At 39.2% G+C, this 24,765-nt stretch carries 22 protein-coding genes; 6 read left to right on the top strand and 16 right to left on the bottom strand.

The window, feature by feature from the left end:
- Positions 1-161 precede the first annotated feature (161 nt).
- The 12 genes from sdbB to FJN11_RS07405 form a co-directional block, all read right to left on the bottom strand.
- Complete coding sequence (gene sdbB / locus FJN11_RS07350) at positions 162-728, bottom strand: thiol-disulfide oxidoreductase-associated lipoprotein SdbB (protein ID WP_049493461.1); 567 nt, start codon at positions 726-728, stop codon at positions 162-164.
- Positions 729-739: 11 nt separating this feature from the next.
- A complete protein-coding gene (gene ccdA2 / locus FJN11_RS07355; protein WP_049500759.1) occupies positions 740-1,447 on the bottom strand; it encodes a thiol-disulfide oxidoreductase-associated membrane protein CcdA2 in 708 nt (235 codons plus the stop codon).
- A 196-nt stretch (positions 1,448-1,643) separates the two neighbouring features.
- Positions 1,644-2,063, bottom strand: coding sequence for a F0F1 ATP synthase subunit epsilon (locus tag FJN11_RS07360; RefSeq protein WP_049493458.1), 420 nt, complete (start codon positions 2,061-2,063; stop codon positions 1,644-1,646).
- Between the two features lie 10 nt (positions 2,064-2,073).
- The gene (gene atpD / locus FJN11_RS07365; protein ID WP_000094357.1) at positions 2,074-3,480 is read right to left on the bottom strand and encodes a F0F1 ATP synthase subunit beta; all 1,407 of its coding nucleotides are present in this window, start codon (positions 3,478-3,480) and stop codon (positions 2,074-2,076) included.
- 85 nt (positions 3,481-3,565) lie between these two features.
- On the bottom strand, positions 3,566-4,444 hold the full coding sequence (locus tag FJN11_RS07370) for a F0F1 ATP synthase subunit gamma (protein WP_070479292.1): 879 nt from the start codon (positions 4,442-4,444) through the stop codon (positions 3,566-3,568).
- 15 nt (positions 4,445-4,459) lie between these two features.
- Positions 4,460-5,965 carry a F0F1 ATP synthase subunit alpha gene (gene atpA / locus FJN11_RS07375; protein WP_140224245.1) on the bottom strand — a complete coding sequence of 502 codons (1,506 nt, stop codon included), beginning with the start codon at positions 5,963-5,965 and terminating at the stop codon, positions 4,460-4,462.
- 14 nt (positions 5,966-5,979) lie between these two features.
- Entirely contained in the window at positions 5,980-6,516 is a 537-nt protein-coding gene (locus FJN11_RS07380; RefSeq protein ID WP_049502213.1) for a F0F1 ATP synthase subunit delta, read from the bottom strand.
- A complete protein-coding gene (atpF, locus tag FJN11_RS07385; RefSeq protein ID WP_001103468.1) occupies positions 6,516-7,010 on the bottom strand; it encodes a F0F1 ATP synthase subunit B in 495 nt (164 codons plus the stop codon). Before atpF ends, FJN11_RS07380 begins: the two co-directional genes overlap by 1 nt.
- 13 nt (positions 7,011-7,023) lie before the next feature.
- Positions 7,024-7,734 carry a F0F1 ATP synthase subunit A gene (gene atpB, locus FJN11_RS07390; protein WP_000392870.1) on the bottom strand — a complete coding sequence of 237 codons (711 nt, stop codon included), beginning with the start codon at positions 7,732-7,734 and terminating at the stop codon, positions 7,024-7,026.
- Between the two features lie 33 nt (positions 7,735-7,767).
- Positions 7,768-7,968 carry a F0F1 ATP synthase subunit C gene (locus FJN11_RS07395; protein ID WP_001054560.1) on the bottom strand — a complete coding sequence of 67 codons (201 nt, stop codon included), beginning with the start codon at positions 7,966-7,968 and terminating at the stop codon, positions 7,768-7,770.
- Positions 7,969-8,282: 314 nt separating this feature from the next.
- Positions 8,283-9,569, bottom strand: a complete 1,287-nt coding sequence (locus FJN11_RS07400) for a peptidase U32 family protein (protein WP_000169063.1) — start codon at positions 9,567-9,569, stop codon at positions 8,283-8,285.
- Positions 9,570-9,706: 137 nt separating this feature from the next.
- Positions 9,707-10,405, bottom strand: a complete 699-nt coding sequence (locus tag FJN11_RS07405) for a GntR family transcriptional regulator (RefSeq protein WP_042751018.1) — start codon at positions 10,403-10,405, stop codon at positions 9,707-9,709.
- A 141-nt stretch (positions 10,406-10,546) separates the two neighbouring features.
- Between FJN11_RS07405 and guaA the strand changes: the two genes are divergently transcribed.
- The 6 genes from guaA (at position 10,547) to FJN11_RS07435 (ending at position 19,008) form a co-directional block, all read left to right on the top strand.
- On the top strand, positions 10,547-12,109 hold the full coding sequence (guaA, locus tag FJN11_RS07410) for a glutamine-hydrolyzing GMP synthase (protein WP_140224246.1): 1,563 nt from the start codon (positions 10,547-10,549) through the stop codon (positions 12,107-12,109).
- Positions 12,110-12,289: 180 nt separating this feature from the next.
- Positions 12,290-14,134 (top strand): DUF262 domain-containing protein, encoded by a 1,845-nt coding sequence (locus tag FJN11_RS07415; RefSeq protein ID WP_049551880.1) that lies wholly within the window; start codon positions 12,290-12,292, stop codon positions 14,132-14,134.
- Between the two features lie 352 nt (positions 14,135-14,486).
- Entirely contained in the window at positions 14,487-15,260 is a 774-nt protein-coding gene (locus FJN11_RS07420) for an ABC transporter ATP-binding protein (protein ID WP_049493441.1), read from the top strand.
- Complete coding sequence (locus FJN11_RS07425; RefSeq protein ID WP_125431012.1) at positions 15,250-17,304, top strand: FtsX-like permease family protein; 2,055 nt, start codon at positions 15,250-15,252, stop codon at positions 17,302-17,304. Before FJN11_RS07420 ends, FJN11_RS07425 begins: the two co-directional genes overlap by 11 nt.
- Positions 17,305-17,336: 32 nt before the next feature.
- A complete protein-coding gene (locus FJN11_RS07430) occupies positions 17,337-18,026 on the top strand; it encodes a response regulator transcription factor (RefSeq protein ID WP_049551878.1) in 690 nt (229 codons plus the stop codon).
- Complete coding sequence (locus tag FJN11_RS07435) at positions 18,010-19,008, top strand: sensor histidine kinase (RefSeq protein ID WP_049551877.1); 999 nt, start codon at positions 18,010-18,012, stop codon at positions 19,006-19,008. The genes FJN11_RS07430 and FJN11_RS07435 overlap by 17 nt, the downstream gene beginning before the upstream one ends.
- An 82-nt stretch (positions 19,009-19,090) precedes the next feature.
- Here the strand turns inward: FJN11_RS07435 and ffh are convergent, their stop codons facing one another.
- The 4 genes from ffh to FJN11_RS07455 form a co-directional block, all read right to left on the bottom strand.
- The gene (gene ffh, locus FJN11_RS07440; RefSeq protein ID WP_000863622.1) at positions 19,091-20,662 is read right to left on the bottom strand and encodes a signal recognition particle protein; all 1,572 of its coding nucleotides are present in this window, start codon (positions 20,660-20,662) and stop codon (positions 19,091-19,093) included.
- Between the two features lie 11 nt (positions 20,663-20,673).
- Positions 20,674-21,006: a putative DNA-binding protein gene (locus FJN11_RS07445; protein ID WP_004260758.1), complete on the bottom strand. Its 333-nt coding sequence runs from the start codon at positions 21,004-21,006 to the stop codon at positions 20,674-20,676.
- 377 nt (positions 21,007-21,383) lie between these two features.
- Complete coding sequence (gene metG, locus FJN11_RS07450; RefSeq protein ID WP_125409962.1) at positions 21,384-23,381, bottom strand: methionine--tRNA ligase; 1,998 nt, start codon at positions 23,379-23,381, stop codon at positions 21,384-21,386.
- A gap of 123 nt (positions 23,382-23,504) precedes the next feature.
- Complete coding sequence (locus FJN11_RS07455; RefSeq protein ID WP_125409963.1) at positions 23,505-24,764, bottom strand: ABC transporter permease; 1,260 nt, start codon at positions 24,762-24,764, stop codon at positions 23,505-23,507.
- Between the last annotated feature and the right edge of the window lies 1 nt (position 24,765).

Below are 24,765 nucleotides of genomic sequence, written 5' to 3' on the forward strand. Positions count from 1 at the left end.
AAATATTATGTTTAAAGAAAAAGAAGGGGAATCTGTATAATACAGAACTCCCTTCTTTTTTAAACTTAATTTATTGATAGCAAAAATCCCCTAAATCTTAGATTAATACTATCTAAAATCTAGGGGATTGATTGTATAAATACTATTTTAAAATCTTGATTCTAGTTCATTTCTTTAAAGGCTGCTTCTGCATCCTCGTTGCTGATGACACCAAATTGAATCTTTCCAATCTTTCCTTGACTATCAATCAGGTATTCTGTAGGAATGCTTCGAATTTGATAAGCTTGGAAGGTGGTTCCTTTTGTGTCATAAAGTACTGGGATATCTTTATATCCTTGATCTTGGAACCATTGTGGAAATTGCTCGACAGTTTTTTCACCTTGAATTCCTGGTGCAATGACACTAAGAATTTCAAAATCACGATCTGGTTTCGCTGCTAATTCCATCAACTCAGGCATACTTTTCTTACATGGACCACACCATGAAGCCCAAAACTTCAAGTAGACTTTTTTCCCCTTATAATCAGATAACTTAACTTCTTTACCATCCATAGATTGCAAGGTGAAGTCTGGAGCATCTTTTCCAACAGCAATTTGTTGTACAGGCGTTTGTTGCTGTTGTTTTGGGGATTGTTCTGGTGCTTGAGTCTTTTTAGTCTCTTCCTCGCCACAGGCCATCAATACAACTAGTGACAAGAGGCTTAAGCCAGCAAACATTACTTTTTTCATCTTTTTCTCCTTTATTCAAAAATACCAGCTAGAACATTTACTTGTCCTAATAGTAACAAAATTCCCATTAAAATAATGAGGAAACCACCAATTTTCTTCAGTAGCATCATATGACGCTTGATTTTACTAAAATAAGGCATTACTACACCTGAAGCTAGAGCCAAAACTAAGAAAGGAATGGCCATCCCAAGAGTGTAAATTAGGGTATAGATAGCTCCTTGCCAAGCGCCATTGCCTCCAGAAGCCGCAAGCGCTAAAACAGAACTTAAAACTGGACCAATACAAGGCGTCCAACCAAAGCTAAAAGTAATACCGAGTAAAAAGGCTGACCAATAACGATTGGCTTCTGATTTCTTAAAAGTAAAGCTTTTTTGAACCTCTAATTTCTTAAAATGAAAAATTTCCATCTGGTGAAGGCCTAAAATGATAATAATTGTTCCCATGGTATAGCGAAACCAATTGGCATAGAGAATGTTACCAAAGTAACCAGCACCGAATCCTAGAATAAAGAAAATGAGTGAAATGCCTGCGATAAAGCAAAGAGTTCGAATCAGACCTGACCAGGCAACCTTTCTCCCAAACAAAGAAAAACTTTTTGCGCTTTCTTGATCATCCAATAAAATTCCAGTATAAACAGGTAACAGAGGGAAAATACAAGGGGAAAAGAAGGACAAAATCCCTGCTAAAAAAACGGAGATTGAAAATACTATCGTTTCCAATAAAAAACCAACTTTCTTAATAATTCTAATTCTATTTTACTATAATCAATTTCATTTGTATGATTTCTGCTACGCAAATTGAACTATGCAATCTTTTAATTATCTTTTATATCTCTAGACAATTCTAATTTTGCATCAGTTTTGCTCCCTAAGAAAACATAAAAAATGAACTTGGTAACTCAAGTTCATTTTTTTCTTATAGTCTATTTCCGACATTAATACGGTTAATGGCACGTTGCAGTGCAATCTTCGCACGACGTTCTTGGTCAATCAAGTGTTTGTCGTGTGCTTCTTCAATTTCACGCTCTGCTCGAAGTTTGGCACGTTCTGCACGACTAACGTCGATATCACGAGCACGTTCTGCAGAGTCAGCAACAATTGTGACAACGCCATTGGCAACTTCGATAACACCCCCGTTTACTGCAATCCAGTTCACGTGATTTTCATCATCTACACGTTTAACCTTAACCTCATCCACTGCTAAAACTGCAATCATATTTTCATGTCGTGGCAAGATTCCCATCTCACCATCCAGAGTTCGAACTGATACAAAGCTGGCATGGTGATCATAGACGAGACCATCTGGTGTCACGATCTGGACAGTTAACTGAGCCATAGATCACCTCTTAAAATCCCATTTTTTCAGCTTTTGCAATCACATCTTCGATAGAACCTACACCACGGAAGGCATCTTCTGGCAAGTGGTCGTGTTTACCATCAAGGATTTCCTTAAAGCCACGAACAGTTTCAGCAACTGGAACATAAGAACCTGGCTGACCAGTGAATTGTTCCGCAACGTTGAAGTTTTGCGACAAGAAGAACTGGATACGACGGGCACGAGCAACCAAAGTCTTTTCTTCATCAGAAAGCTCATCCATACCAAGGATAGCAATGATATCTTGCAATTCATGGTAACGTTGAAGGACTCGTTTTACTTCAGCAGCAACTGCATAGTGCTCTTCTCCAACGATTTCAGGTGCCAAGGCACGTGAGCTTGAAGCAAGTGGGTCAACGGCTGGGTAGATACCCAATTGTACCAACTTACGTTCCAAGTTAGTTGTTGAATCCAAGTGAGCGAAGGCTGTTGCTGGCGCTGGGTCAGTATAGTCATCCGCTGGCACATAGATAGCCTGGATAGAGGTTACAGAACCCTTTTTAGTTGATGTAATACGCTCTTGCAATTGACCCATTTCCGTAGCAAGTGTTGGTTGGTAACCAACGGCTGATGGCATACGACCCAAAAGGGCAGATACTTCTGAACCAGCCTGAGTGAAACGGAAGATATTATCGATAAAGAGAAGCACATCTTGGCCTTCTACATCACGGAAATATTCAGCAATTGTCAAACCAGTAAGCGCAACACGCATACGTGCTCCTGGTGGCTCATTCATCTGACCAAATACCATGGCTGTTTTCTCGATAACGCCTGATTCTTTCATTTCCCAGTAAAGGTCATTACCCTCACGAGTACGTTCCCCAACACCGGTAAATACTGAAATACCACCGTGTTCTTGGGCAATGTTGTGAATCAATTCTTGGATTAAGACGGTTTTACCAACTCCGGCACCACCGAAAAGTCCAACCTTACCACCTTTAAGGTAAGGGGCAAGAAGGTCGATAACCTTAATACCTGTTTCAAGGATTTCAGAAGAGGTAGACAACTCATCAAAAGTTGGAGCTTTTTTATGAATTGGCTGACGCTCTGCATCTTCTGTAAAAGGAGCTTCCAAGTCAATGGTATCTCCCAAAACATTGAAGACACGTCCTAAAGTTTCTTTACCTACTGGTACAGAGATTGGACGACCTGTGTCCAATACTTCCATTCCACGAGTCAAACCATCTGTTGATTCCATGGCGATAGTACGGACCATACCATCTCCCAACTCCAAGGCTACTTCAAGGACGATTTTTGTTTTTCTTTCGTCATTTTTGTAGACGACAAGTGCATTGTTAATCTCAGGAAGTTTTTCCCCTGCTGCAAACAAGACGTCTACAACGGGACCGATAACCTGAGCAATTTTACCTGAACTCATCTCCTTCTCCTATTCTATATAAGATACTGTCGGTCCCTAGCTTAACTAGGTCCTAAGTTCATTTTCATACGAGCTGGACTAGTGCCTATTCTAAGGCACTAGCTCCTGCTACGATTTCTGTAATTTCTTGTGTAATCGCCGCCTGTCTGGCACGGTTATACTGAATTGTCAAATCATTAATGACTTTCTTAGCATTATCTGTCGCTGTTTGCATGGCAGTCATACCCGCAGCATTTTCAGCTGTCTTAGCATCGATAATAGCCCCGTAAATCATACTTTCTGCAAACTGAGGCAACAACTGCTCCAAAATTTCTTCTCGACTAGTTTCCAACTCAAAGGTCAAACTGTAACTGTCATCCGCTTCATTTGGATCCAAGTCAACAATCGGAAGCATTTGCTCCACACGCATTTGACTGGTTAGCGTATTGACATGGTGGTTATAGCAGACATAGAGTTCATCAAAAAGTTCATTTTGGTACATTTCAACAGTTTTTGAAATAATCTTACGAACTTCATCAAAGCTTGGTTGATCTGCCAAGCCACGTAGTTCATAAAGTGGTTGAATACCACGAGCTTTAAAGAAATCAGCTCCCATTCCACCAATACAGATCATTTCAAAACCTTTACCGTCTGGATGGTATTCCTCCTTCAACTCCATAATAGCTTTCAGAATAGAAGAATTATAACCTCCAACCAAACCTCTGTCTGAAGTAATGACGATATAGCCTGTCTTCTTAACTGGACGGCTAATCAACATCGGATTGGTTGAACTGCCAGCTCCATTCCCATGAAGAATATCCGTCAAAAGTTTACGAACTTTCTGAGCATAAACTTGGAAGTTGCGAGCAGCTTCTTCAGAACGACCTAGCTTAGCAGCTGATACCATCTGCATGGCATTAGTGATTTGACTCGTATTTTTTGTTGAGGCGATTTTTGTTTTAATATCATTTAGAGATACTGCCATCTGACACCTCTATTCTTATTGGAAGCTGGTTTGATTGAGAAACTCTGTAATCGCAGCATCCAAGACCGCTTCTTCTGGCAAGTCTTTTGTATCACGAATGGTTTCCAAAATCTCTGGATGTTGAGCATCAAAGAAGGCATGGAACTCTTCCTCGAAACGAACAATTTCATCTACAGGAACAGTATCCAAGAAACCATGTGTCAAAGCATAGAGAATGGTTACTTGTTTCTCAACAGGTAATGGTTTGTGAACAGGTTGTTTCAAAACTTCCACTGTACGACGTCCACGGTTCAACTTAGCCTGTGTCGCCGCATCTAAGTCAGAACCAAACTTAGTGAAGGCTTCCAACTCACGGTATGAAGCAAGGTCGATACGAAGTGTACCAGCAACCTTCTTCATGGCTTTGATTTGTGCAGAACCACCTACACGCGATACAGAAGAACCCGCATCGATGGCTGGACGAATACCTGCATTGAAGAGACCATCACCAAGGAAGATTTGTCCATCAGTGATTGAAATCACGTTGGTTGCGATATAGGCAGAGATATCTCCTGCTTGTGTCTCGATAAACGGTAGGGCTGTAATAGATCCACCACCAAGTTCATCAGAAACTTTAGCTGAGCGCTCAAGCAAACGGCTGTGAAGGTAGAAAACATCCCCTGGGAAAGCTTCACGACCTGGAGGACGACGAAGCAAGAGAGAGAGTTCACGATAAGCTACCGCTTGTTTTGATAAATCATCATAAACGATCAAAACATGTTTCCCTTGGTACATAAATTCTTCCGCCATGGCAACCCCAGCATAAGGAGCTAGGAAAAGCAATGGAGATGGTTGTGAAGCAGAGGCAGTCACAACGATTGTGTAGTCCAAGGCACCGTACTGACGTAGTGTTTCTACTTGCGTACGAACTGTTGATTCTTTTTGTCCAATCGCAACATAGATACAGATCATATCTTGACCTTTTTGGTTCAAGATTGTATCAATCGCAATTGTTGTTTTCCCTGTCTGACGGTCACCGATAATCAACTCACGTTGACCACGACCAATCGGTACAAGGGCGTCGATAGCTTTCAAACCAGTTTGCAATGGTTCTGATACAGACTTACGTTGCATAACACCAGGAGCTGGCGCTTCTACTGGACGAGTTTTATCAGTGTGGATTTCTCCAAGACCGTCAACTGGACGACCAAGCGGATCCACAACACGACCAATCAGACTTTCACCTACTGGGACTTCCATGATTTTCCCTGTACGGCGGATTGTATCGCCTTCACGGATATCTGTAAAGTCACCTAGGATGATAATACCAATGTCTGTTGACTCCAAGTTTTGAGCCATACCATAAGAGCCGTTTTCAAAAATCAACAACTCTCCACTCATGGCATTTTCAAGGCCGTGAGCACGCGCGATACCGTCCCCGATATAGGTTACAACACCTGTTTCAGTCACATCAAAATTGGGTTTGAAATTTTCAATTTGTTGCTTAATTAAAGCGCTGATTTCTTGTGCGTTAATTGCCAAAAGAACACCACTTTCTATTTCAAATTTTCTTTAACAACTTTAAGTTGTTGTTTAATACTCACATCAATTGTCTTGTGATTGGCAAAAATGACAAAACCACCAATAAGACTTTCATCGATTTGTTCTTTTACACTCCTTACTTTAAGAGACATTTTTTTCTCAATCAAAGGGAGCAAGCGACTCTTTTGTTCATCAGTTAAAGGATGAGCAGAAGTAATCGTCACTTCAAATCGATTTGTTTCTTTTTCAAGTCGGTTCAAACAATCTACAAGAATATCATAAAAAAGATTTGCTCTGTGATTGTAGATAAGAACCTGGATAAAGTTTTGCAATAAAGTCGACACTGAATCTTGGAAGAACGCAATCGTTTTTTCCTTGTCAGACTCGTCGACTGCCACTTTTTTTAAAAAAGAAGGTAAACCTGTTTCTTCAGCAACTTGCTTGATTTGAGCTAAGTCTGAAAAGATACGGTCTTCTTCTCCTTTTTCTAAAACCAATTGGACAAAAGGCATGCTGTATTTTTCAATTACCTTTACTGTTTTCTTGTCCATTAAGCTTCTCCTAACTGATCGATATACTGATCAATGAGTTCTTTATGGGCATGACCGTCAAGGTTTTGTGAGATGATTTTACCAGCCAAGCTGATTGTCAAATCTGCTACCTCACCCTTAACGCTTTGTAAAGCTTCAGCTTTATTTTGAGCAATTTCTTGGTTCGCTTTTTCTTTCAAGCGTCCTGCTTCTAGCTTAGCATCTGCTAAAATACTAGCTTTGCTTTTCTCAGCTGTTTCTTTCGCATTCTCAATGATTGTCTTAGCTTCTTTACGGCTACCAGCCAATTCATCTTCGCGTTTCTGAGCCAATACTTCTGCTTTTTGACGTGCTTGTTCAGCTCCGTCAATATCTGCTGCAATTTTTTCTGCTCTTTGTTCGAAAATGCTAGTCAAATTTGACCAAGCGTATTTCTTAACCAAGACTAGCAAGAGAATAAAGGAACCAGCGATTAGTATAAAATCACCAAGTAATTCACCTACTGTTACATTCATAAACTACTCCTTTCTATTCTTCATCATTAATTTTATTTCCTAGGTACATTGAAGATAACAATGTAAATACATATGCTTGTACACAAGAAATAAAAACAGAAAATGCAGTCCAGATTAGATTTGTTCCAAAAGCAATAGGGTACCAATAGAAGGCCTGATGAGAAAGTAGGACTAACATACTTGCCATCACTTCCCCTGCAAAGATATTACCAAATACCCGCAATGCAAGTGAAAGGAGATTGGTAACTTCTTCTAAGAGATTCATTGGTGTCATAAAACCTGGTGTTACAAATGCTTTTAAATACTTTTTGATTCCACGACGACGAATTCCTTCTACGTGGGTCATTAAGATAATTGTAAAAGACAAGACCAAGTCAAATGACAAATTTGCTGTTGGTGAGGTCCAAAGATTTACACCATCTGTAGTCTGAATTCTAGCCATTAAGCCAATATTATTTGCAATGGCCATAAATAGGAATAAACAGAAATAAAAGAGAGAATAATCCTTTATCATTGGACCAAGGTTTGATTTTGTAAATCCAACAACAAAATCAAATAAATACTCTAATACATTTTGTTTTCCTGTGGGTCTCAAAGTCATATTTCGAGTTGCCCAATAAATAAAGCCAAAAATAAGTGCTACAGTCAACAAAGTCAAAACTACTATGGTTAAATTAAAGGTAACAGGACCAATATTGATGGTTGGATTAATACTTTCTTCCATCTAAAATCCTCCCTTTTTCAATTTATACTTCTTTTATTTGATGATAAATGAAAAGACAAGAGTAACGAAGAAAGTACCTTCAATAAAGGCAACCCCTAGGATCATCAAACTACGTAGTTCTGAGATGATATCTGGTTGGCGAGCAACTGATTTCAACAAACCATTCATCAACATACCCTCACCAAGAGATACACCCATACAGGCAAGACATAGACCGAAAAATGTTAAATTCATGACGAATTCTCCTTTTAATTAAAATTTACTTACTTAGTTTAGTCCTAAAAATTGGATTTGTCAACTTTTTACTTACGTTGAAAGCGTTTAATGAAAATTATTTACAATTTTACTATTTTTAAGTCTATTATATAGAAAACTTTGGAAAAAACTTGTAATAAATTCGTCCATTATCTAGTTCTTTCTGAAAAATAATGAAAAAATCCGAGATGGAATCTCGGATGGAAATTAATATATTTTCTTTAACCTAAGGTTCTTTGGTAAGTAGGATTGAAGGGAAAGCAACTAGAAAACTTTCGTCTCCTACATGTTTATTAAGCACGCACTGTAACGCTGGTGCCATCTTCTTTATAAAGATTGATGAGTCCTTCTTTGAGAGCTCGAACCATGTCTCCAGCTTGAACAGGTTGTGGAACCTTAATAGTCAATAGTTCCATTGGATTTGGAGCGCGATCGATCTTATTTCCTTTAGCATCATGCAGATCTTCGATATATGTTTCAAAATGACGGAAACCTGGACCGTAAAACTCAACTTGGTCCCCTTCGTTAATGACGTTCCGTTGGCGAATGGTTGCTGTTTGTGTCGCATCATCATAAGCAACCACTTCAGCGACAAACTTATACTCAGGAATTTTACGACGAGCACCAAATAACTGCTCATTTTCAGACGGCGTACCATAGTAGAAACCTGTTGCTAATTCACGTTGGGCAACCTTCCACATCTCATCAATCAAGTCTTGCTTGATAGCTTCAAACTTCTCTGGACTCTCTAGATAAGCATCAACAGCCGCCTTATAACAGTTAGTTACTGTCGAAACATAGTGAATAGACTTCATGCGTCCTTCGATTTTTAGACTGTCCACACCATTTTCAATCATATCCGGGATATGGTCAATCATTGACATATCAACGGCTGACATTGAAAATTCTTCAGGAATTTCACCTTTAAGACTCTTACGTTCCTTCCCAAATGGCATATCGTAAAGGTCGTATTTCCAACGGCATGACTGAGAGCATCCACCACGGTTAGCATCACGCATACTCATGTGGTTTGAAAGAGTACAACGACCAGAGTATGAAATACACATGGCTCCATGAACAAAGGCTTCAATCTCAACATCTGTACGTTTGCGGATTTCAGCTAATTCTTCCATTGAAACCTCACGCGCCAAAACGACACGAGTTAAACCTAGTTCTTTCCAGAACTCAAGGGTTTCATAGTTAGTAGCACTTGCCTGGGTAGAGAGGTGGATTTCAAGACCAGGCGCTTCAGTCGCTGCAATCATGATCAAGGCTGGGTCAGATACGATAACTGCTGCAATCCCGATATCACGCAGTTTACGGAACCACTCACCAGCACCAGCTTCATTTCCTTCGTGCATAACCATATTGGCAGCTACATAGACTTTGGCACCGTACTTGGCAGCAAACTGGACACCTTCTTCCATCTGTTCGAAAGTAAAGTTTCCGGCACGGCTACGAAGACCATAGGCCTGACCACCGATAAAGACAGCATCTGCTCCATATTGAACAGCTACCTTTAGCTTCTCTAAAGTCCCTGCAGGTGATAAAACCTCAGGACGTTTTAATGTTTTTGTCATGTTTTCTCCTATTTGCAATATAAAAGTTTGACGTTTTTCCTTCTCATTTTATAGTAAATAAGTGATAAAATCAAGCCTAGACAGATTGTTTTGACAATTCTAATCTTTTAAGAAAGCAAAAAACTAGCCTTTCTAGACTAGTTATTCTCAAGATAAAATTCAAAACGTTCGCCTACATACTGACTTTTTACGTATTCAAATGCAGTACCATCTTCTAGGTAAGAAATCTGAGTCAGACCAAGAATAGCATGTCCTTTTTCAACTTCCAAATAGTGGGCAATTTTTTCCTTAGCAAGGCGAGCATAGATAGTCTGCTGTGATTTGCCAATACGGTAGCCATGTTTTTGCAAGGTCTGGAAGAAATGACTAGTGATTTCTTCTTTTTTAAAGTCCTTAATGAATTTTTCAGGAATAGAAGCAACTTCATAAACTAGAGGAACTTGGTCGGCATAGCGGACCCGTTCCATTCGGATAATATTCTCCGTTGGAGAAATTCCTAACTTTGCAACTTCCTGCTCATTGGGAATGGTTTTTCTGTAGGAAATGAGCTGGCTAGAGGGTACTTTACCTTGGGACTTAACAATTTCAGTAAAACTTGTTGTTCCTCGCATCTTTTCTTGTACCCGAGTACTAGAAACAAAGGTGCCACTTCCTACGCGGCGCTCTAAGACGCCTTCTTCGACTAATAGAGATACGGCTTGGCGGAGGGTCATGCGACTGACCGCAAACTGCTCTGCTAAGTCTCGTTCACTAGGAAGTCTCTCACCAATTGCCCAACGGTGTTCGTCAATATCCTTTTTAATCTGATCATGGATTTTCATATAAGCGGGTAGCATATTTTTCACTTCATTTCTATCTTTTCTCTATTGTACCCCAATAAACTAGAAAAAGTCAAACTTCGCCTTGTTTAGTTGGTAATTCGCCCTTATTTGTGATAGAATATTGAAAAAAGATATTTCTTTTGAGAAAGGAAAAAGATGAGCAACATTTCAACTGATTTGCAAGATGTAGAAAAAATCATCGTATTGGACTATGGTAGCCAATACAACCAGCTGATTTCACGTCGTATCCGTGAGATTGGTGTTTTTTCAGAACTAAAAAGCCATAAAATTTCAGCTGCTGAAGTTCGTGAAATCAATCCTGTAGGAATTATCCTATCAGGTGGTCCAAACTCTGTATACGAAGATGGTTCATTTGATATTGACCCAGAAATCTTCGAACTTGGAATTCCAATTTTGGGAATCTGTTACGGTATGCAGTTGTTGACCCATAAACTTGGAGGAAAAGTTGTTCCTGCAGGTGATGCTGGAAATCGTGAATACGGTCAATCAACTCTAACTCATACACCATCAGCTCTTTTTGAATCAACACCTGATGAACAGACTGTTTTGATGAGTCATGGTGATGCGGTTACTGAGATTCCTTCTGACTTTGTTCGTACAGGTACATCAGCTGACTGCCCATACGCAGCCATTGAAAATCCAGATAAACACATTTACGGTATTCAATTCCACCCAGAAGTTCGTCATTCTGCATACGGAAACGATATCCTTCGTAACTTTGCCCTTAACATCTGTAAGGCTAAAGGTGATTGGTCAATGGATAACTTCATCGATATGCAGATCCAAAAAATCCGTGAGACTGTCGGTGATAAACGTGTCCTTCTTGGTCTATCCGGTGGGGTTGATTCATCTGTAGTTGGGGTTCTTCTCCAAAAGGCTATTGGTGATCAATTGATCTGTATCTTCGTGGACCACGGTCTTCTTCGTAAAGGAGAAGCGGACCAAGTTATGGACATGCTTGGTGGTAAGTTTGGTTTGAATATCGTCAAAGCAGACGCTGCTAAACGTTTCCTTGACAAACTTGCTGGCGTTTCTGACCCAGAACAAAAACGTAAAATCATCGGTAATGAATTTGTGTATGTATTTGATGACGAGGCAAGTAAGCTCAAAGATGTGAAATTCCTTGCTCAAGGTACCTTATATACAGACGTTATCGAGTCTGGTACAGATACAGCTCAAACTATTAAGTCACACCACAACGTGGGTGGTCTTCCAGAAGACATGCAGTTTGAATTGATTGAACCACTCAACACTCTCTATAAAGACGAAGTTCGTGCCCTTGGTACAGAGCTTGGTATGCCAGACCATATCGTATGGCGCCAACCATTCCCAGGACCAGGACTTGCTATCCGTGTTATGGGTGAAATCACTGAAGAAAAGCTAGAAACAGTTCGTGAGTCAGACGATATTCTTCGTGAAGAAATTGCTAAAGCAGGTCTTGACCGCGATATCTGGCAATACTTCACTGTTAATACAGGCGTTCGTTCAGTTGGTGTTATGGGTGACGGTCGTACATATGACTACACGATTGCAATCCGTGCCATCACCTCTATCGATGGTATGACTGCTGACTTTGCCAAAATTCCTTGGGAAGTCCTTCAAAAGATTTCTGTACGTATCGTAAATGAAGTGGACCACGTTAACCGTATCGTCTACGATATTACAAGTAAACCACCAGCAACTGTTGAATGGGAATAGAGTTTTCTATAATAAAAATAATAGCGCTGAAGCATGAACTTCAGCGTTTTGTAAAAAAGAAAAACATATACTCCTTTCCTTTTGAATTATTTCTAAAAAGAAAACTGTAAAAAATAATCAAAATCATTATGTCGGATAAAAAATCATCAATAACACGTTTAAATAAGAGAAAGAAAGTAAATGGCAAAAAATATTGAACCTAAACTTCGAAAAATTGGAGATTATCTTAAACTAGAGGATAATACAATTTTTACTATTCCAGAATATCAACGAGCATATTCTTGGGGAACAGATCATTGCGATAAACTTTGGCAGGATATTCAAAATTTTGTCGCGAGCAACAATAAAGATTCGTACTTCTTTGGAACTATCATTATTAATTGCCAAGAAGATGATACAAGATTTGGATTGATTGATGGTCAACAGCGTACGACAACCTTTTTACTATTATTAAAGGCATTACTTATTAAAATTAATGATTCGATAAAACAAACCCCAAACGATGAAGATTCTGCAGGACTTCTCCGTGGTCTAAAAGAACGGAGACGAAAGATCATGGGAATTCTTTATAAGGTTGAGTCTGAAGATATTACCGATGAACCTAACAAAGAAAGGGACGGAGAAATATGTAAAAGATTGCTAACTTTAGAAAGCTACTCTATTAACGAACGGTATAAAACAGACATCTCTTCTATTCTAAATTCTGTAGATTACGATGAAGCGAAAAGTAATGTTATCAAAATCCCATACAAGCAGAAAGATAATAAGTATACAAATTTTTTCCGCAACTTCAACTACTTTTACACAGTCATTGAGGAATTGCCTGCTTCTCAACTAAATATAATTGCAAAAGCTTTTACTGATAATTGTGAAGTGATTGAAATTAAGAGCTGGCAGGTAGAGCAAGCCATAACAATGTTCAACTCTCTTAACTCTGATGGACTTCCGTTATATGATGCAGACATTATATCTGCAAAACTATATGCTATAGCAGAAAAAGATGGTAATGGAAAAGAATTTACGAATCTTTGGACAAGCCTCTTATCCCAAATTAGTGATTTAACTAAGAATGGTATTGCTAATATAGATTCTATCTTAATGCAACATATGTACTACACAAGGGCTATACGTGGAGAGACTGTAAGTGATTCGGGTGTTGTAAACGTTACTACACCTGGATTACGAAGATACTATACAGAGATAAATAAGGACTTGCTAAATTCTCCAGTTAATTTATGTAAAGACATGATTAGATTGGCTAAAATATGGAAAAAAATTTCCGAATATCCATGTGTTCAGGTATTGTTAAAATTTAACGAAAATGCAAAACTTTTTCTTTCAAGCTATTTATATAGATTTGATGTAGACAATGTAAAAGAGGAAGGGGTCGAGATCATCGTTGAAAGCCTGTTGAAACTATTTACAATCATGGAGCTGGTAGATGCTGGCTATTCAAGTAAGTATTTTAAGACATTCCTTTTTGCAGAAGAGGTTAAATTAGCTGATAAAGAGATTAGCGAGCTAAAAATCAAACAAGACTTTGAGAATCATCTTCGTTATAATTGGGATAACGAAGATATCAAAAGCGAAATATTGGAGTATAATAAACATAAACTTGTATATTTGAACGAGTATCTATTTGCTAAAGAAACAAAATCAACTTTCCTATTAGGAGATAAATATGATATTGAGCATATAATGCCATTAAGTGGTAAAAATCTACAAGAAATTCGCAAAGATGCCGAGATTAATTCTGAAGAGGAATTTCGTGCAATAGTAAATAAACTTGGAAATAAAATTTTGCTCGAGGAAAAAATCAATCGCTCAATTGGAAATCAATGGTTTAGAACAAAGGTATCTACAACACAAAAGAGTAAATTAGGCTATGTTAATAGCATTTATCCCTTAGCGACTGCTCTTGTAGAAACTTATGGCAATGATGTAAAGCCATATTGGAAAAAAGATGATATTAATAAGGCAACAGAGAAAGCCAGTAATCGTATAGTGAGATTTATCTTTGGATAAAAAATAGTGTAGGCTGAAGAGAATTCTTTAAAACTAGCTTGCTACAATTATTCTTTGACAGATCTAAATGAAGTAACAATAGAAAATAAGAACGGAAATAGATTTTCCTGTAAGATAATACCGCTGGATCATGAACTTCAGTGGTATTATTTTTTATGATCTCAATATTAGGAAAATTTTTCAACCTCTACTCCTCTTTTTAAATCCCTGAAACCATGCTATAATATAGTAAGTATAGCTCCAATAACCTGATTATAAAAGTCAGCGATAAAGATTTCTTACATCATCCGTAAGTATTATTCTACTCTGATTCATATTATAATGATAGTAACAAAAAATGGAGGTGTTTCACATGGACACAATTTTACGAGTAGAATCATTAAAAAAGTATTATGGGAAAGGTCCCAATATTACCAAAGCCTTGGATAGCATATCTTTTCAAGTTGTAAAAGGTGAGTTCTTAGGAATTATGGGGAGTAGCGGTTCTGGGAAAACAACTCTTCTTAACTGTCTAGCCACAATCATCAAGCCAACTGACGGTTCCATTCAAATGCAAGAAAAGGATTTAGGTCAGTTAAAAGGGAGCCAATTAGCAGATTATAGAGGCAAGGAAATTGGCTATCTCTTCCAGAATTTTGAGCTCTTGGACAATCTTACAGCAAAAGAAAATATTTTACTTCCCTTATCTTTGCACAAGGTCGATGCCAACGAAAGCAAGGTTCGGTTAGAATTACTTTCCCAATATCTGGATATTTCTGAACTTCTGGATAAGTTCCCTTCTCAATTATCAGGTGGTCAACGGCAAAGGGTAGCTGCTGCGCGCGCCTTAATTTTAGACCCTAAGATTGTATTTGCGGACGAGCCCACAGGAGCTTTGGATTCAAAAAATGCGACCATTTTGATGCAAAAATTATCCGAAATGAATCAAGTGGAAGAAACCACCATTCTCATGGTGACCCACGATTCCGTAGCAGCTAGCTTTTGCAACCGCATCTTGTTTATCCAAGATGGAAAACTATTCCATGAAATCCGTCGCGATTATCCAAGAGAAAGTCAAGAAGACTTCTATCACAGAATACTAAAGGTCATGGCTGCACTAGCTGGAGGTGATGGTAATGTTTTCTAAATTAGTCTCAAGAAATAGCAAAAGAGATCGAAAAAATAACGGCCTGTATTTCAGTTCTATGGTTCTGTCTATTATCTCCTTTTACATCATCCTTTCTTTGACTCATCAAGATGTGATGCACTTTCTAAAACAAATAGAAAGTGACGCTGTAAATAAACTCTTTAGCATGATTCCCATTCTTTATGTAGCAACGCTCTTTATTCTCTTTTTTCTAGTTTACTTCTCAAGCAGTATGCAGATGGAAAGAAGAAAACATGAATTTGGTGTTTATCTCACACTGGGCATGCGAAGAAGCAAACTCTTCTTACTGCTCCTACTCGAGGATTTGAGAAACAGTGTCCTTGCCCTTGGAATAGGCCTTCCTATTTCCATCTTAATTTCAGAATTGATTAGCCTAATAACCGCTAAAATTGTGGGACTAGGGATTATTGAACATCAATTTTCTCTATCTACCACAGCTCTACTCTATACAGTCATCGGCTTCCTAGCCGTAAAATTAGCTGTTTTTGTCCTTTTAAGTGCAAAGACTGCCAATATGGAAATCGGAAACCTGCTCGCCTATTCTCCTTCTGGGATGAAGAAACTACTCCCCAAGGGGGTGTACCTTCTTGCTTCTGTCCTCGGAATTTTGCTTCTAGGAACAGCCTATTACATGGGTATGAGTGGACGAGCTTGGGAAAATGTCATAACAATGGGCATCACCGTTCTCTTAGGAACTCTGGGAACTATCCTACTCTTCTTTGGTATGCGTTTATTTATAGACTTTTTGGTCAAGCTTGGAAACAATCGAAAACTTCATGCCTATAATTTTAGACAGATTCAGGAATTAGTTATCCAACGCTCAACTATACTGGCTGTCTGCTCCCTCTTAATTTTCTCTGCCTTGTGCCTCTTTGGAGCAGGTGTGGCCATTACAAGCGGCAATCCAGGCAATCAAACCCACGTATTGGATTATACATTTAGAGATAGCAAGCAGGAAACAGATGAAAATCTTGATGTAAATGCAGTTAAAAAAGAGCTTGAAGCTGCCGGACTAGTATCACAGTTTTCAAAGATTCTGCAAATTAAAGTAGGCCAAACTAAAGAACACGAATCCGTGTCCTTTGAAGAGGTCATCAAGGAGTTGAAAAATCAAAAAGACAACAAGAACAAGGAAATTTTGCTCCATAAATTTAAACAGTCTACTAATTCCCACCTCATACCAGTTTCCGAATACAATGAACTTAAAAAGGCTGCCAATCTTCCTCCTCTAGAACTAACTAATAAGGAAGCATATTTGTATATGGGGAAAGATTTTCTGCCAGATGAAAGTCTCGTCAACTCTGTCCTAAAGACAAAGCCTCAAATCAAAGTCATGGGAAATGATGTAAAATTGATTGGCGAGGTGGAGTCTTTGCCAATCGTAACGGATCATGAGATAACCCTCTCTGTCGCTCTCATAGTTCCAGATGAGATTTTCATGAGCTATACAGACGGTCGCTATTCGAACTATGTTAGCGGTATCTTGGCTCCTGAGCTAGTCAAGGAAAAAGGCTTGATGAGAGCTATCTCAGATACCAATGAAAAGCTAAATCAAACCTCTCTTGGCTATGAAAGCTATATACAAAATATGGGAAGACAATTGTTTTACATTATCTCTGCCAGCTATGTCACCATCTATCTGTCTATCATCTTCCTTGTTGTCGCAAATACAATTATCGGCGTTCAGTTTTTGATGGGACAAAGACAATCCTATAGACGATACCAGACCTTAATCCATCTTGGTGCCAACTACGAAACTCTTTGTAAATCGTCAGAAAAGCAAGTCAACTGGTATTTCGGTCTACCAATAGCCCTTGCACTTATCAGTAGTAGCTTCGGAGTGAGCTCCCTCCTCACAGGAATAGTGCCCACTAGCGCAAGAATGGTTATGGGGCAGAGATTTATCACAGCCATGCTGATCGTACTGCTATTAGCTGGCTTTGAAGTCATCTATATCAGAATTGTAAAGAAAAATAGCAACAAGTACTTATTGTCATTAATGGAACCCAAAAGAGATGAATAAGGTAGAATAAAATAGGAAAAGGAGGAACCGATATGAAGCATATTCTGGTTATTGAAGATGAAGCCTTGATTCGAGATGAAATTGTCATCTTGTTAGAGAAAGCGGGTTATCAAGTTGATAAGTTGACTGACTTCAAAGATACAAGCCAGCAAGTGCTGCAATACGATACAGATCTAATCATACTGGATTTGAATTTGCCAGGAGAAACAGGTTTTCAAATTTGTAAAAATCTCAAGTCAAAACGCTCTGTCCCTATATTGGTTCTCACTTCCCGTGAACAATTAAAAGATGAAATCTACGCCCTGAAATTAGGGGCAGATGAGTATCTAACAAAGCCTTTCAAGAAAGAAAGATTTTTGGCACGTATAGAAAATATCTTGAAACGCTATGAAGGCAGACAAAATCTACTTGAAAAAGATAATTTTCTGCTGGATAGACAGACCTATACCCTTTATATCAATGGACACTCGATTTTACTCCCCCAAAATCAAGGGAAATTGTTAGAAACTTTATTAGTGGCAACTGATTCTGTCGTCACAAAAGAAGAACTAAGCATGAAACTGTGGAATACAACTGAGTTCATCGATGAAAATGCCCTTCAAGTAAATATTGCAAGACTCAAAAAGGTGATGAAACAGGCTGGTATTGCACTTCAAGTCAAGTCCGTCAGAGGCATCGGTTACAAATTGGAAGAGGGAAGGGAATATGAAACAGAATCCTAAATATTTGGCTACCTATCTCCCTTGGTTACTTGTTCTCTTAGCATTTGATCTATTCACAGCTGTCCTGCTTTGGCTTTCAGACGTGAGAAAGTTTCAAGCCCTCATCATTCTCTATCTTTTAGCTACTGTCCTGCTCTTTTTCATCCTATCATTCCTACTGATAAGAAAAGAAAGAAAAAAATCCGCTGCCTATAAAGCCTTCATAGCCAATCCTAAGATGGATACGGAGCTGGAATTATTGCGTTTATCAAGTGCCTCAGAGAAAGAAAGCATCGAAGAAATCGCAAATGCGCTTTACCAAAGGCAAGCGGAAATAGGAAAGCTCAACTCATTACTAGCCGAATACGAGGACTATGTTGAAAAATGGGCTCATGAAATCAAACTCCCTCTATCGCTTCTTTCCCTCCTTTTGGACAATCAAAGTGACCAGTTGCCAAAGGATACAACTTTTAAGTTGGACTATGTGAAAAATCAAATCCAAGGAAATGTATCACAGATACTATTCTATTACAGGGTGAAAAGTGAAAAAAATGATTTTCTATTTGAAGACCTTGACCTCCAAGAGTGTATCCAAGATCTTTTGGAAAACTTTGATCCCTTGCTCAAAGAAAAGAAATTTACGATTCAGCTAGAGAACATACAAGGAATCTGCTACACCGATCAACGCAGTTTTGAATTTATCCTCTCTCAAATCCTCGCCAACGCCCTTAAATATAGCTCTGACAAGCCCGAACTCAGTATTTCTATGTCAAAAGATAAGGGGCGCACAAGTCTGATTATTAGGGATAATGGTTGCGGAGTTAAAGCTTGTGACCTCCCTCATATCTTTGAAAAAGGCTTTACAGGTGATTCAGGTGATACAAGGAAAAAATCAACAGGTATGGGGCTCTATCTAGTCAAACAATTAGCAGATGCTTTAAAAATCGAAATCACAGTAAAATCCGAATGGACGCAAGGATTTGAAATCTCTCTTTCTATTTAGTCAATTTTTCGATTAAGAAAATTGCCTAATCATAGAAAGCACATATTTTATATAAAAAAGGAAAGCACTTCTGCTTCCCTTTTTATTTGCGTTTCTTCTTCGCTTTCTTCATTTTATTAGCCATGCGTTTCATGGACTGTTTCATAGCAAATTCACCGATTTTACCTTTTAGTCCACCACCAAACATCTGGCTCATATCTGGCATTCCCGCTCCTCCTAGAGCTGATAAGTCAGGCATACCACCTTGTCCCATCATTCCTTCAAGGGCAGACATATCCATTCCTCCCATATTTGGCATATTTTTAGGAAGATTGTTTGGATTGATTCCCATCTGCTTCATCATTTTGTTCATATCTCCAGACATAACACCCTGCATAAGCTGTTTAGCTTGGTTAAAGTCTTTGATGAATTTATTAACTTCGACAAAGGTATTCCCAGAACCTGCAGCGATACGACGGCGACGGCTCGGATTTAACAAATCTGGATTTTCACGTTCTTCAGGTGTCATTGAAGACACAATAGCACGTTTGCGAGCAATCTGGCGTTCATCTACCTTCATGTTTTGAAGGGCTGGATTGTTAGCCATACCTGGAATCATCTTGAGCAAGTCTTCCATCGGCCCCATATTTTGCACCTGATCCAACTGATCAATGAAATCATTGAAATCAAATGTGTTTTCACGCATCTTCTCAGCCATTTCAAGGGCTTTTTGCTCATCGTATTCTTGAGAAGCTTTCTCAATCAAAGTGAGCATATCCCCCATACCAAGGATACGGCTAGACATACGGTCTGGGTGGAAGGTTTCGATATCTGTAATTTTTTCACCTGTACCAGTGAACTTGATTGGTTTTCCAGTGATGTGACGAACCGATAGAGCCGCACCACCACGAGTATCCCCATCAATCTTGGTAAGGATGACCCCAGTGACTTCCAACTGAGCATTAAACTCACGCGCAACATTGGCCGCTTCTTGACCAATCATGGCATCAACCACGAGGAGAATTTCGTTTGGTTGAGCCAATGCTTTTACGTCACGAAGTTCATTCATCAAAAGCTCATCAATCTGCAAACGACCTGCCGTATCAATCAAGACATAGTCATTATGATTAGCTTGGGCTTGTTCCAAACCTTGACGAACAATCTCAACAGCTGGAACCTCTGTTCCAAGAGCGAAAACCGGCACATCAATCTGTTGACCCAGAGTTTTCAACTGGTCAATAGCCGCAGGACGATAAATATCCGCCGCAATCATCAAAGGACGAGCATTTTCTTCTTTCTTGAGTTTGTTGGCCAATTTACCAGCAAAAGTTGTTTTACCAGCCCCCTGTAAACCAACCATCATGATGATTGTAGGAATCTTAGGTGACTTGATAATTTCTGCCGTATCAGAACCTAAAACGGCTGTCAGTTCCTCATCAACTATTTTAATAATTTGTTGCGCAGGATTAAGGGTATCAATGACCTCATGGCCGACTGCACGCTCACGAACTTTCTTGATAAAGTCCTTTACAACAGGCAAGGCAACGTCGGCCTCGAGCAAGGCTAAGCGAATTTCTTTGGTTGCCTCCTGGACATCAGATTCAGATATTTTTCCTTTTTTACGTAGATTTTTAAAGACGTTCTGCAAACGTTCTGTTAAACTTTCAAATGCCATGTTTCTTCCTCTTATTCTCTATTATCAATGCTTGTTAAAATTTCTATCTGCTCCTTCAGAAAGTCATCCTTGGGATAGCGCTCCAAAATCTGGTCAAAAATCTGACTGCGGACAATGTAGTCCGAGTACATGTGCAATTTCATCTCATAATCTTCCAGAATCTTTTCTGTCCGCTTAATATTATCATAGACAGCCTGACGACTGACACCAAATTCCTCGGCAATTTCAGCAAGGCTATAATCATCAGCGTAGTAGAGCTCGATATAATTCATTTGCTTATCTGTCAAAAGCGCCGCATAAAATTCAAAGAGCGCATTCATACGGTTGGTTTTTTCGATTTCCATAACTTTTATTATACCAAAAAATCTATTATACTTCTACATTAGAAGTCATTCTAATAAAGATAGAAAAATAAAGGTAAGTTCTAAAAGCAACTTCCACATGACTTTTCAACGTAGAATTTTTTTCGATTTTCGCTTTCTTTTGAGGGGCAAGCGACTTTTTCCCCGTGTTTTTTCAGATCCAAGCCAATGTCAACTTCCAGTTGCCACTCATGAACCCAGCTTACTTGTCTAGAACTTAGTGAGTATATTTGTGGTTATTGTCTGCGACCTTAATACGAATCCAATCAATGAAAATCTCAGTTTAGTCAACAAAGAAAAGTCCTTAGAAACTTGTAGTCTAAGGACTTTATCTTTCAACTGACTTTAGTGTTTTAATTTTACCCAATCACACTTCCGTTTGGTACAGCTGAATCAACTGTAAGAAGGGTTAATTGTCCATCATGTTCAGCTGAGAGAATCATCCCTTGACTGACATATTTCTTCATCATCTTGCGTGGTTTGAGATTGGCAACGATTTGAACTTTCTTGCCGACCAATTCTTGTTCGTTTGGATAGTATTTTGCAATCCCAGAAAGAATTTGACGATCTTCACCATCGCCAGCATCCAAGCGGAATTGAAGCAACTTATCTGAACCTTCTACTTTAGACACTTCTTTGACTTCTGCGACACGGATTTCGACCTTGTCAAAGTCTTCAAACTTGATTTCTTCCTTGTTTAGTTTGAGTTCAACTTCGTCTGGGTTCCACTCTTTTTCGACTGCTGGTTTGTTGCCTTCCATTTGTTCCTTGATATAGGCGATTTCTTCTTCCATATCCAGACGTGGGAAGATTGGTGTTCCTTTGGCAACTACAGTCACATCTTCTGGGAAGTCAGCCAAGCTCAAGTTTTCAAGACTTGCTACTTCTTCCAAGCCAAGTTGATTCAAGACTGCACGACTTGTTTCCATCATAAATGGCTCAATCAAGTGAGCAACGACACGAAGGCTAGCTGCCAAGTGACTCATGACACTTGCCAATTGATCTCGAAGTGCTTCATCCTTTGCCAAGACCCACGGTGCTGTCTCGTCGATGTATTTATTGGTACGAGAGATCAGAGTCCAGACTGCTTCAAGTGCACGTGGATAGTCAACTGCTTCCATGTAGGTGTGGTAGTCAGCGATTGATTGTTCTACAACCTCAGCAAGAGCATGGTCAAACTCTGTTACACCCTCTACATAGACTGGAATTTGTCCATCAAAGTACTTGTTAATCATAGAAACCGTACGGTTGAGAAGGTTTCCAAGGTCATTGGCCAATTCGTAGTTAATACGGCCAACGTAGTCTTCAGGAGTAAAGGTTCCGTCTGAACCAACTGGAAGGCTACGCATGAGATAGTAACGAAGTGGATCTAGTCCATAACGCTCTACCAACATTTCAGGGTAAACGACATTCCCTTTTGACTTAGACATTTTACCGTCTTTCATGACGAACCAACCGTGAGCAATCAAACGATCTGGCAATTTGATATCCAACATCATAAGAAGGATTGGCCAGTAGATTGAGTGGAAACGAAGGATGTCTTTTCCTACCATGTGGAAGACTGTTCCATTCCAGAACTTGTCAAAGTTACCATGTTCGTCTTGACCGTAGCCAAGAGCTGTCGCATAGTTAAGAAGAGCATCAATCCAAACGTAGACAACGTGTTTAGGATTTGATGATACCGGAACACCCCATGTAAAGGTTGTACGAGAAACAGCCAAATCTTCCAAACCTGGCTCGATAAAGTTGCGCAGCATTTCATTCAGACGACCATCTGGAGTGATAAATTCAGGATGGGACTTGAAAAATTCGACCAAACGATCTTGGTATTTGCTGAGGCGAAGGAAGTATGATTCTTCAGAAACCCATTCAACCTCGTGTCCTGATGGAGCGATACCTCCCGTTACATTTCCGGCTTCATCACGGAATACTTCTGCAAGTTGGCTTTCTGTAAAGAATTCCTCATCTGATACTGAATACCAACCAGAGTATTCACCCAAGTAAATATCATCTTGAGCAAGCAAGCGTTCAAAGACCTGCGCGACAACTTTTTCATGGTAGTCATCAGTTGTACGGATAAATTTATCGTATGAGATATCTAGTAATTGCCAGAGTTCTTTGACTCCAACAGCCATACCATCAACGTAGGATTGTGGTGTAATTCCAGCTTCTTCTGCTTTTTGCTGGATTTTTTGACCATGCTCGTCAAGACCTGTCAAATAAAAAACATCGTAGCCCATCAGGCGTTTGTAACGTGCTAGGACATCACATGCGATGGTTGTGTAGGCAGATCCGATATGAAGTTTTCCAGATGGATAGTAAATCGGCGTTGTAATATAAAAATTCTTTTCAGACATAATTTTTCCTTTCCAGGCAAATGAAACCTGTTTTTCTAACACTTCATTATATCACATTTTTAAGGATTTTCGATAGGGAAATCTATATAAAAACAAGATAGACGAGTGTCCATCTTGTTGATTTTATTCATAACGAAGGGCTTCAATTGGATCAAGTTTCGATGCCTTGTTGGCTGGCAAAACTCCAAAAATCATACCCACGCTAGCCGAAACTGCAAGACTAAATAGGGCAACCGGGATTGACACTCCTACTTCTATACCCGCAATCAATCCTTGCAAGAGTATGCCAGCTATAGCGGTTAAGCCTGTCGCAATGGTTAAACCAATGACTCCACCAAGCAAGGTCAATATCATGGATTCAATCAAAAACTGGATTAAAATATTAGCACGTGTTGCACCCAAAGCCTTACGGAGACCAATCTCACGGGTACGCTCTGTAACAGAAACCAGCATGATGTTCATAACACCAGTCCCTCCAACAAAAAGTGAAATTCCTGCAATGGCACTAATAATCGTAGTTATAAAGCCGAACAGTTGTTGTACTTCTTGGAAGGCTGCAGTCGCATCTGCCACCTGATACTCCCCTTGCTGAAGACCAGCAATCTCGGTCAATTTTCTAGCTAATTCTGGTCCCACTGTTGGTGTCAAACTTGTATCATTGACACGGAAGACAATATCAGAAATTTCATCCATATTGAAGTTATTGGCAAGAGAAATATTAGTCGTAATTGGAAGTCCACCAATACCAAAAGTCTTGGCAGTCTTGGCCTCATCGCTGGTATAGACACCAATGACACGATAGCTAAAGCCACCGACATCTATAACCTGGTTAACAGCTTCTTGAGCAGATCCAAACAGGCTATTAGCAAGTTCTTGGTCTAGCAAAATGACACTGGCCACATCTTTATAATCCTGAGCTATGAAACTGCGGCCTGCAACAATTTCATTTTCAACCGCCTTCATGTAAGTAATATTTCCACCTGTTAAGCTAGCACGATCCACTTTTTTGTCTTTATAAGACAGGGTGGTATTGGTCGAGTTGGTTACATAGTAACTATCTACACCTTTAACTTTAGCAGCCTCCTTGACCCAAGCTTCTTGTGGTTTTGGTGGTTCCACAGGAACTTCCTCTTCTTTCCCAGAAACTGTCAATGCTGATTGTTTTTGGGTAAAAGAGCCATCTTTACTTTTAATAGGTGAGAAAAAAACATGGATATTCTTCTGTGACTTGGTCATATTTTTATTGACCTGACGAGACATAGAATCTCCCAGAGCCATAATCACAACAACTGATGAAACACCAATGATAATCCCAATCATAGTGAGAAAAGAGCGCATTTTATGTGCCATGATAGATGAAAAGGCAAATTTCAGATTCTGCATC

It is taken from the genome of Streptococcus symci, from assembly GCF_006385165.1.
In the GTDB taxonomy this organism is placed as follows: Bacteria; Bacillota; Bacilli; order Lactobacillales; family Streptococcaceae; genus Streptococcus; species Streptococcus symci.

Coding starts and splice junctions, on each gene's coding strand:
- sdbB (WP_049493461.1), bottom strand. CDS start 728: ATGAAAAAAGTAATGTTTGCTGGCTTAAGCCTCTTGTCACTAGTTGTA.
- FJN11_RS07360 (WP_049493458.1), bottom strand. CDS start 2,063: ATGGCTCAGTTAACTGTCCAGATCGTGACACCAGATGGTCTCGTCTAT.
- atpD (WP_000094357.1), bottom strand. CDS start 3,480: ATGAGTTCAGGTAAAATTGCTCAGGTTATCGGTCCCGTTGTAGACGTC.
- FJN11_RS07370 (WP_070479292.1), bottom strand. CDS start 4,444: ATGGCAGTATCTCTAAATGATATTAAAACAAAAATCGCCTCAACAAAA.
- FJN11_RS07380 (WP_049502213.1), bottom strand. CDS start 6,516: ATGGACAAGAAAACAGTAAAGGTAATTGAAAAATACAGCATGCCTTTT.
- atpF (WP_001103468.1), bottom strand. CDS start 7,010: ATGAATGTAACAGTAGGTGAATTACTTGGTGATTTTATACTAATCGCT.
- atpB (WP_000392870.1), bottom strand. CDS start 7,734: ATGGAAGAAAGTATTAATCCAACCATCAATATTGGTCCTGTTACCTTT.
- FJN11_RS07395 (WP_001054560.1), bottom strand. CDS start 7,968: ATGAATTTAACATTTTTCGGTCTATGTCTTGCCTGTATGGGTGTATCT.
- FJN11_RS07400 (WP_000169063.1), bottom strand. CDS start 9,569: ATGACAAAAACATTAAAACGTCCTGAGGTTTTATCACCTGCAGGGACT.
- FJN11_RS07405 (WP_042751018.1), bottom strand. CDS start 10,405: ATGCTACCCGCTTATATGAAAATCCATGATCAGATTAAAAAGGATATT.
- guaA (WP_140224246.1), top strand. CDS start 10,547: ATGAGCAACATTTCAACTGATTTGCAAGATGTAGAAAAAATCATCGTA.
- FJN11_RS07415 (WP_049551880.1), top strand. CDS start 12,290: ATGGCAAAAAATATTGAACCTAAACTTCGAAAAATTGGAGATTATCTT.
- FJN11_RS07420 (WP_049493441.1), top strand. CDS start 14,487: ATGGACACAATTTTACGAGTAGAATCATTAAAAAAGTATTATGGGAAA.
- FJN11_RS07425 (WP_125431012.1), top strand. CDS start 15,250: ATGTTTTCTAAATTAGTCTCAAGAAATAGCAAAAGAGATCGAAAAAAT.
- FJN11_RS07430 (WP_049551878.1), top strand. CDS start 17,337: ATGAAGCATATTCTGGTTATTGAAGATGAAGCCTTGATTCGAGATGAA.
- FJN11_RS07435 (WP_049551877.1), top strand. CDS start 18,010: ATGAAACAGAATCCTAAATATTTGGCTACCTATCTCCCTTGGTTACTT.
- ffh (WP_000863622.1), bottom strand. CDS start 20,662: ATGGCATTTGAAAGTTTAACAGAACGTTTGCAGAACGTCTTTAAAAAT.
- FJN11_RS07445 (WP_004260758.1), bottom strand. CDS start 21,006: ATGGAAATCGAAAAAACCAACCGTATGAATGCGCTCTTTGAATTTTAT.
- metG (WP_125409962.1), bottom strand. CDS start 23,381: ATGTCTGAAAAGAATTTTTATATTACAACGCCGATTTACTATCCATCT.
- FJN11_RS07455 (WP_125409963.1), bottom strand. CDS start 24,764: ATGCAGAATCTGAAATTTGCCTTTTCATCTATCATGGCACATAAAATG.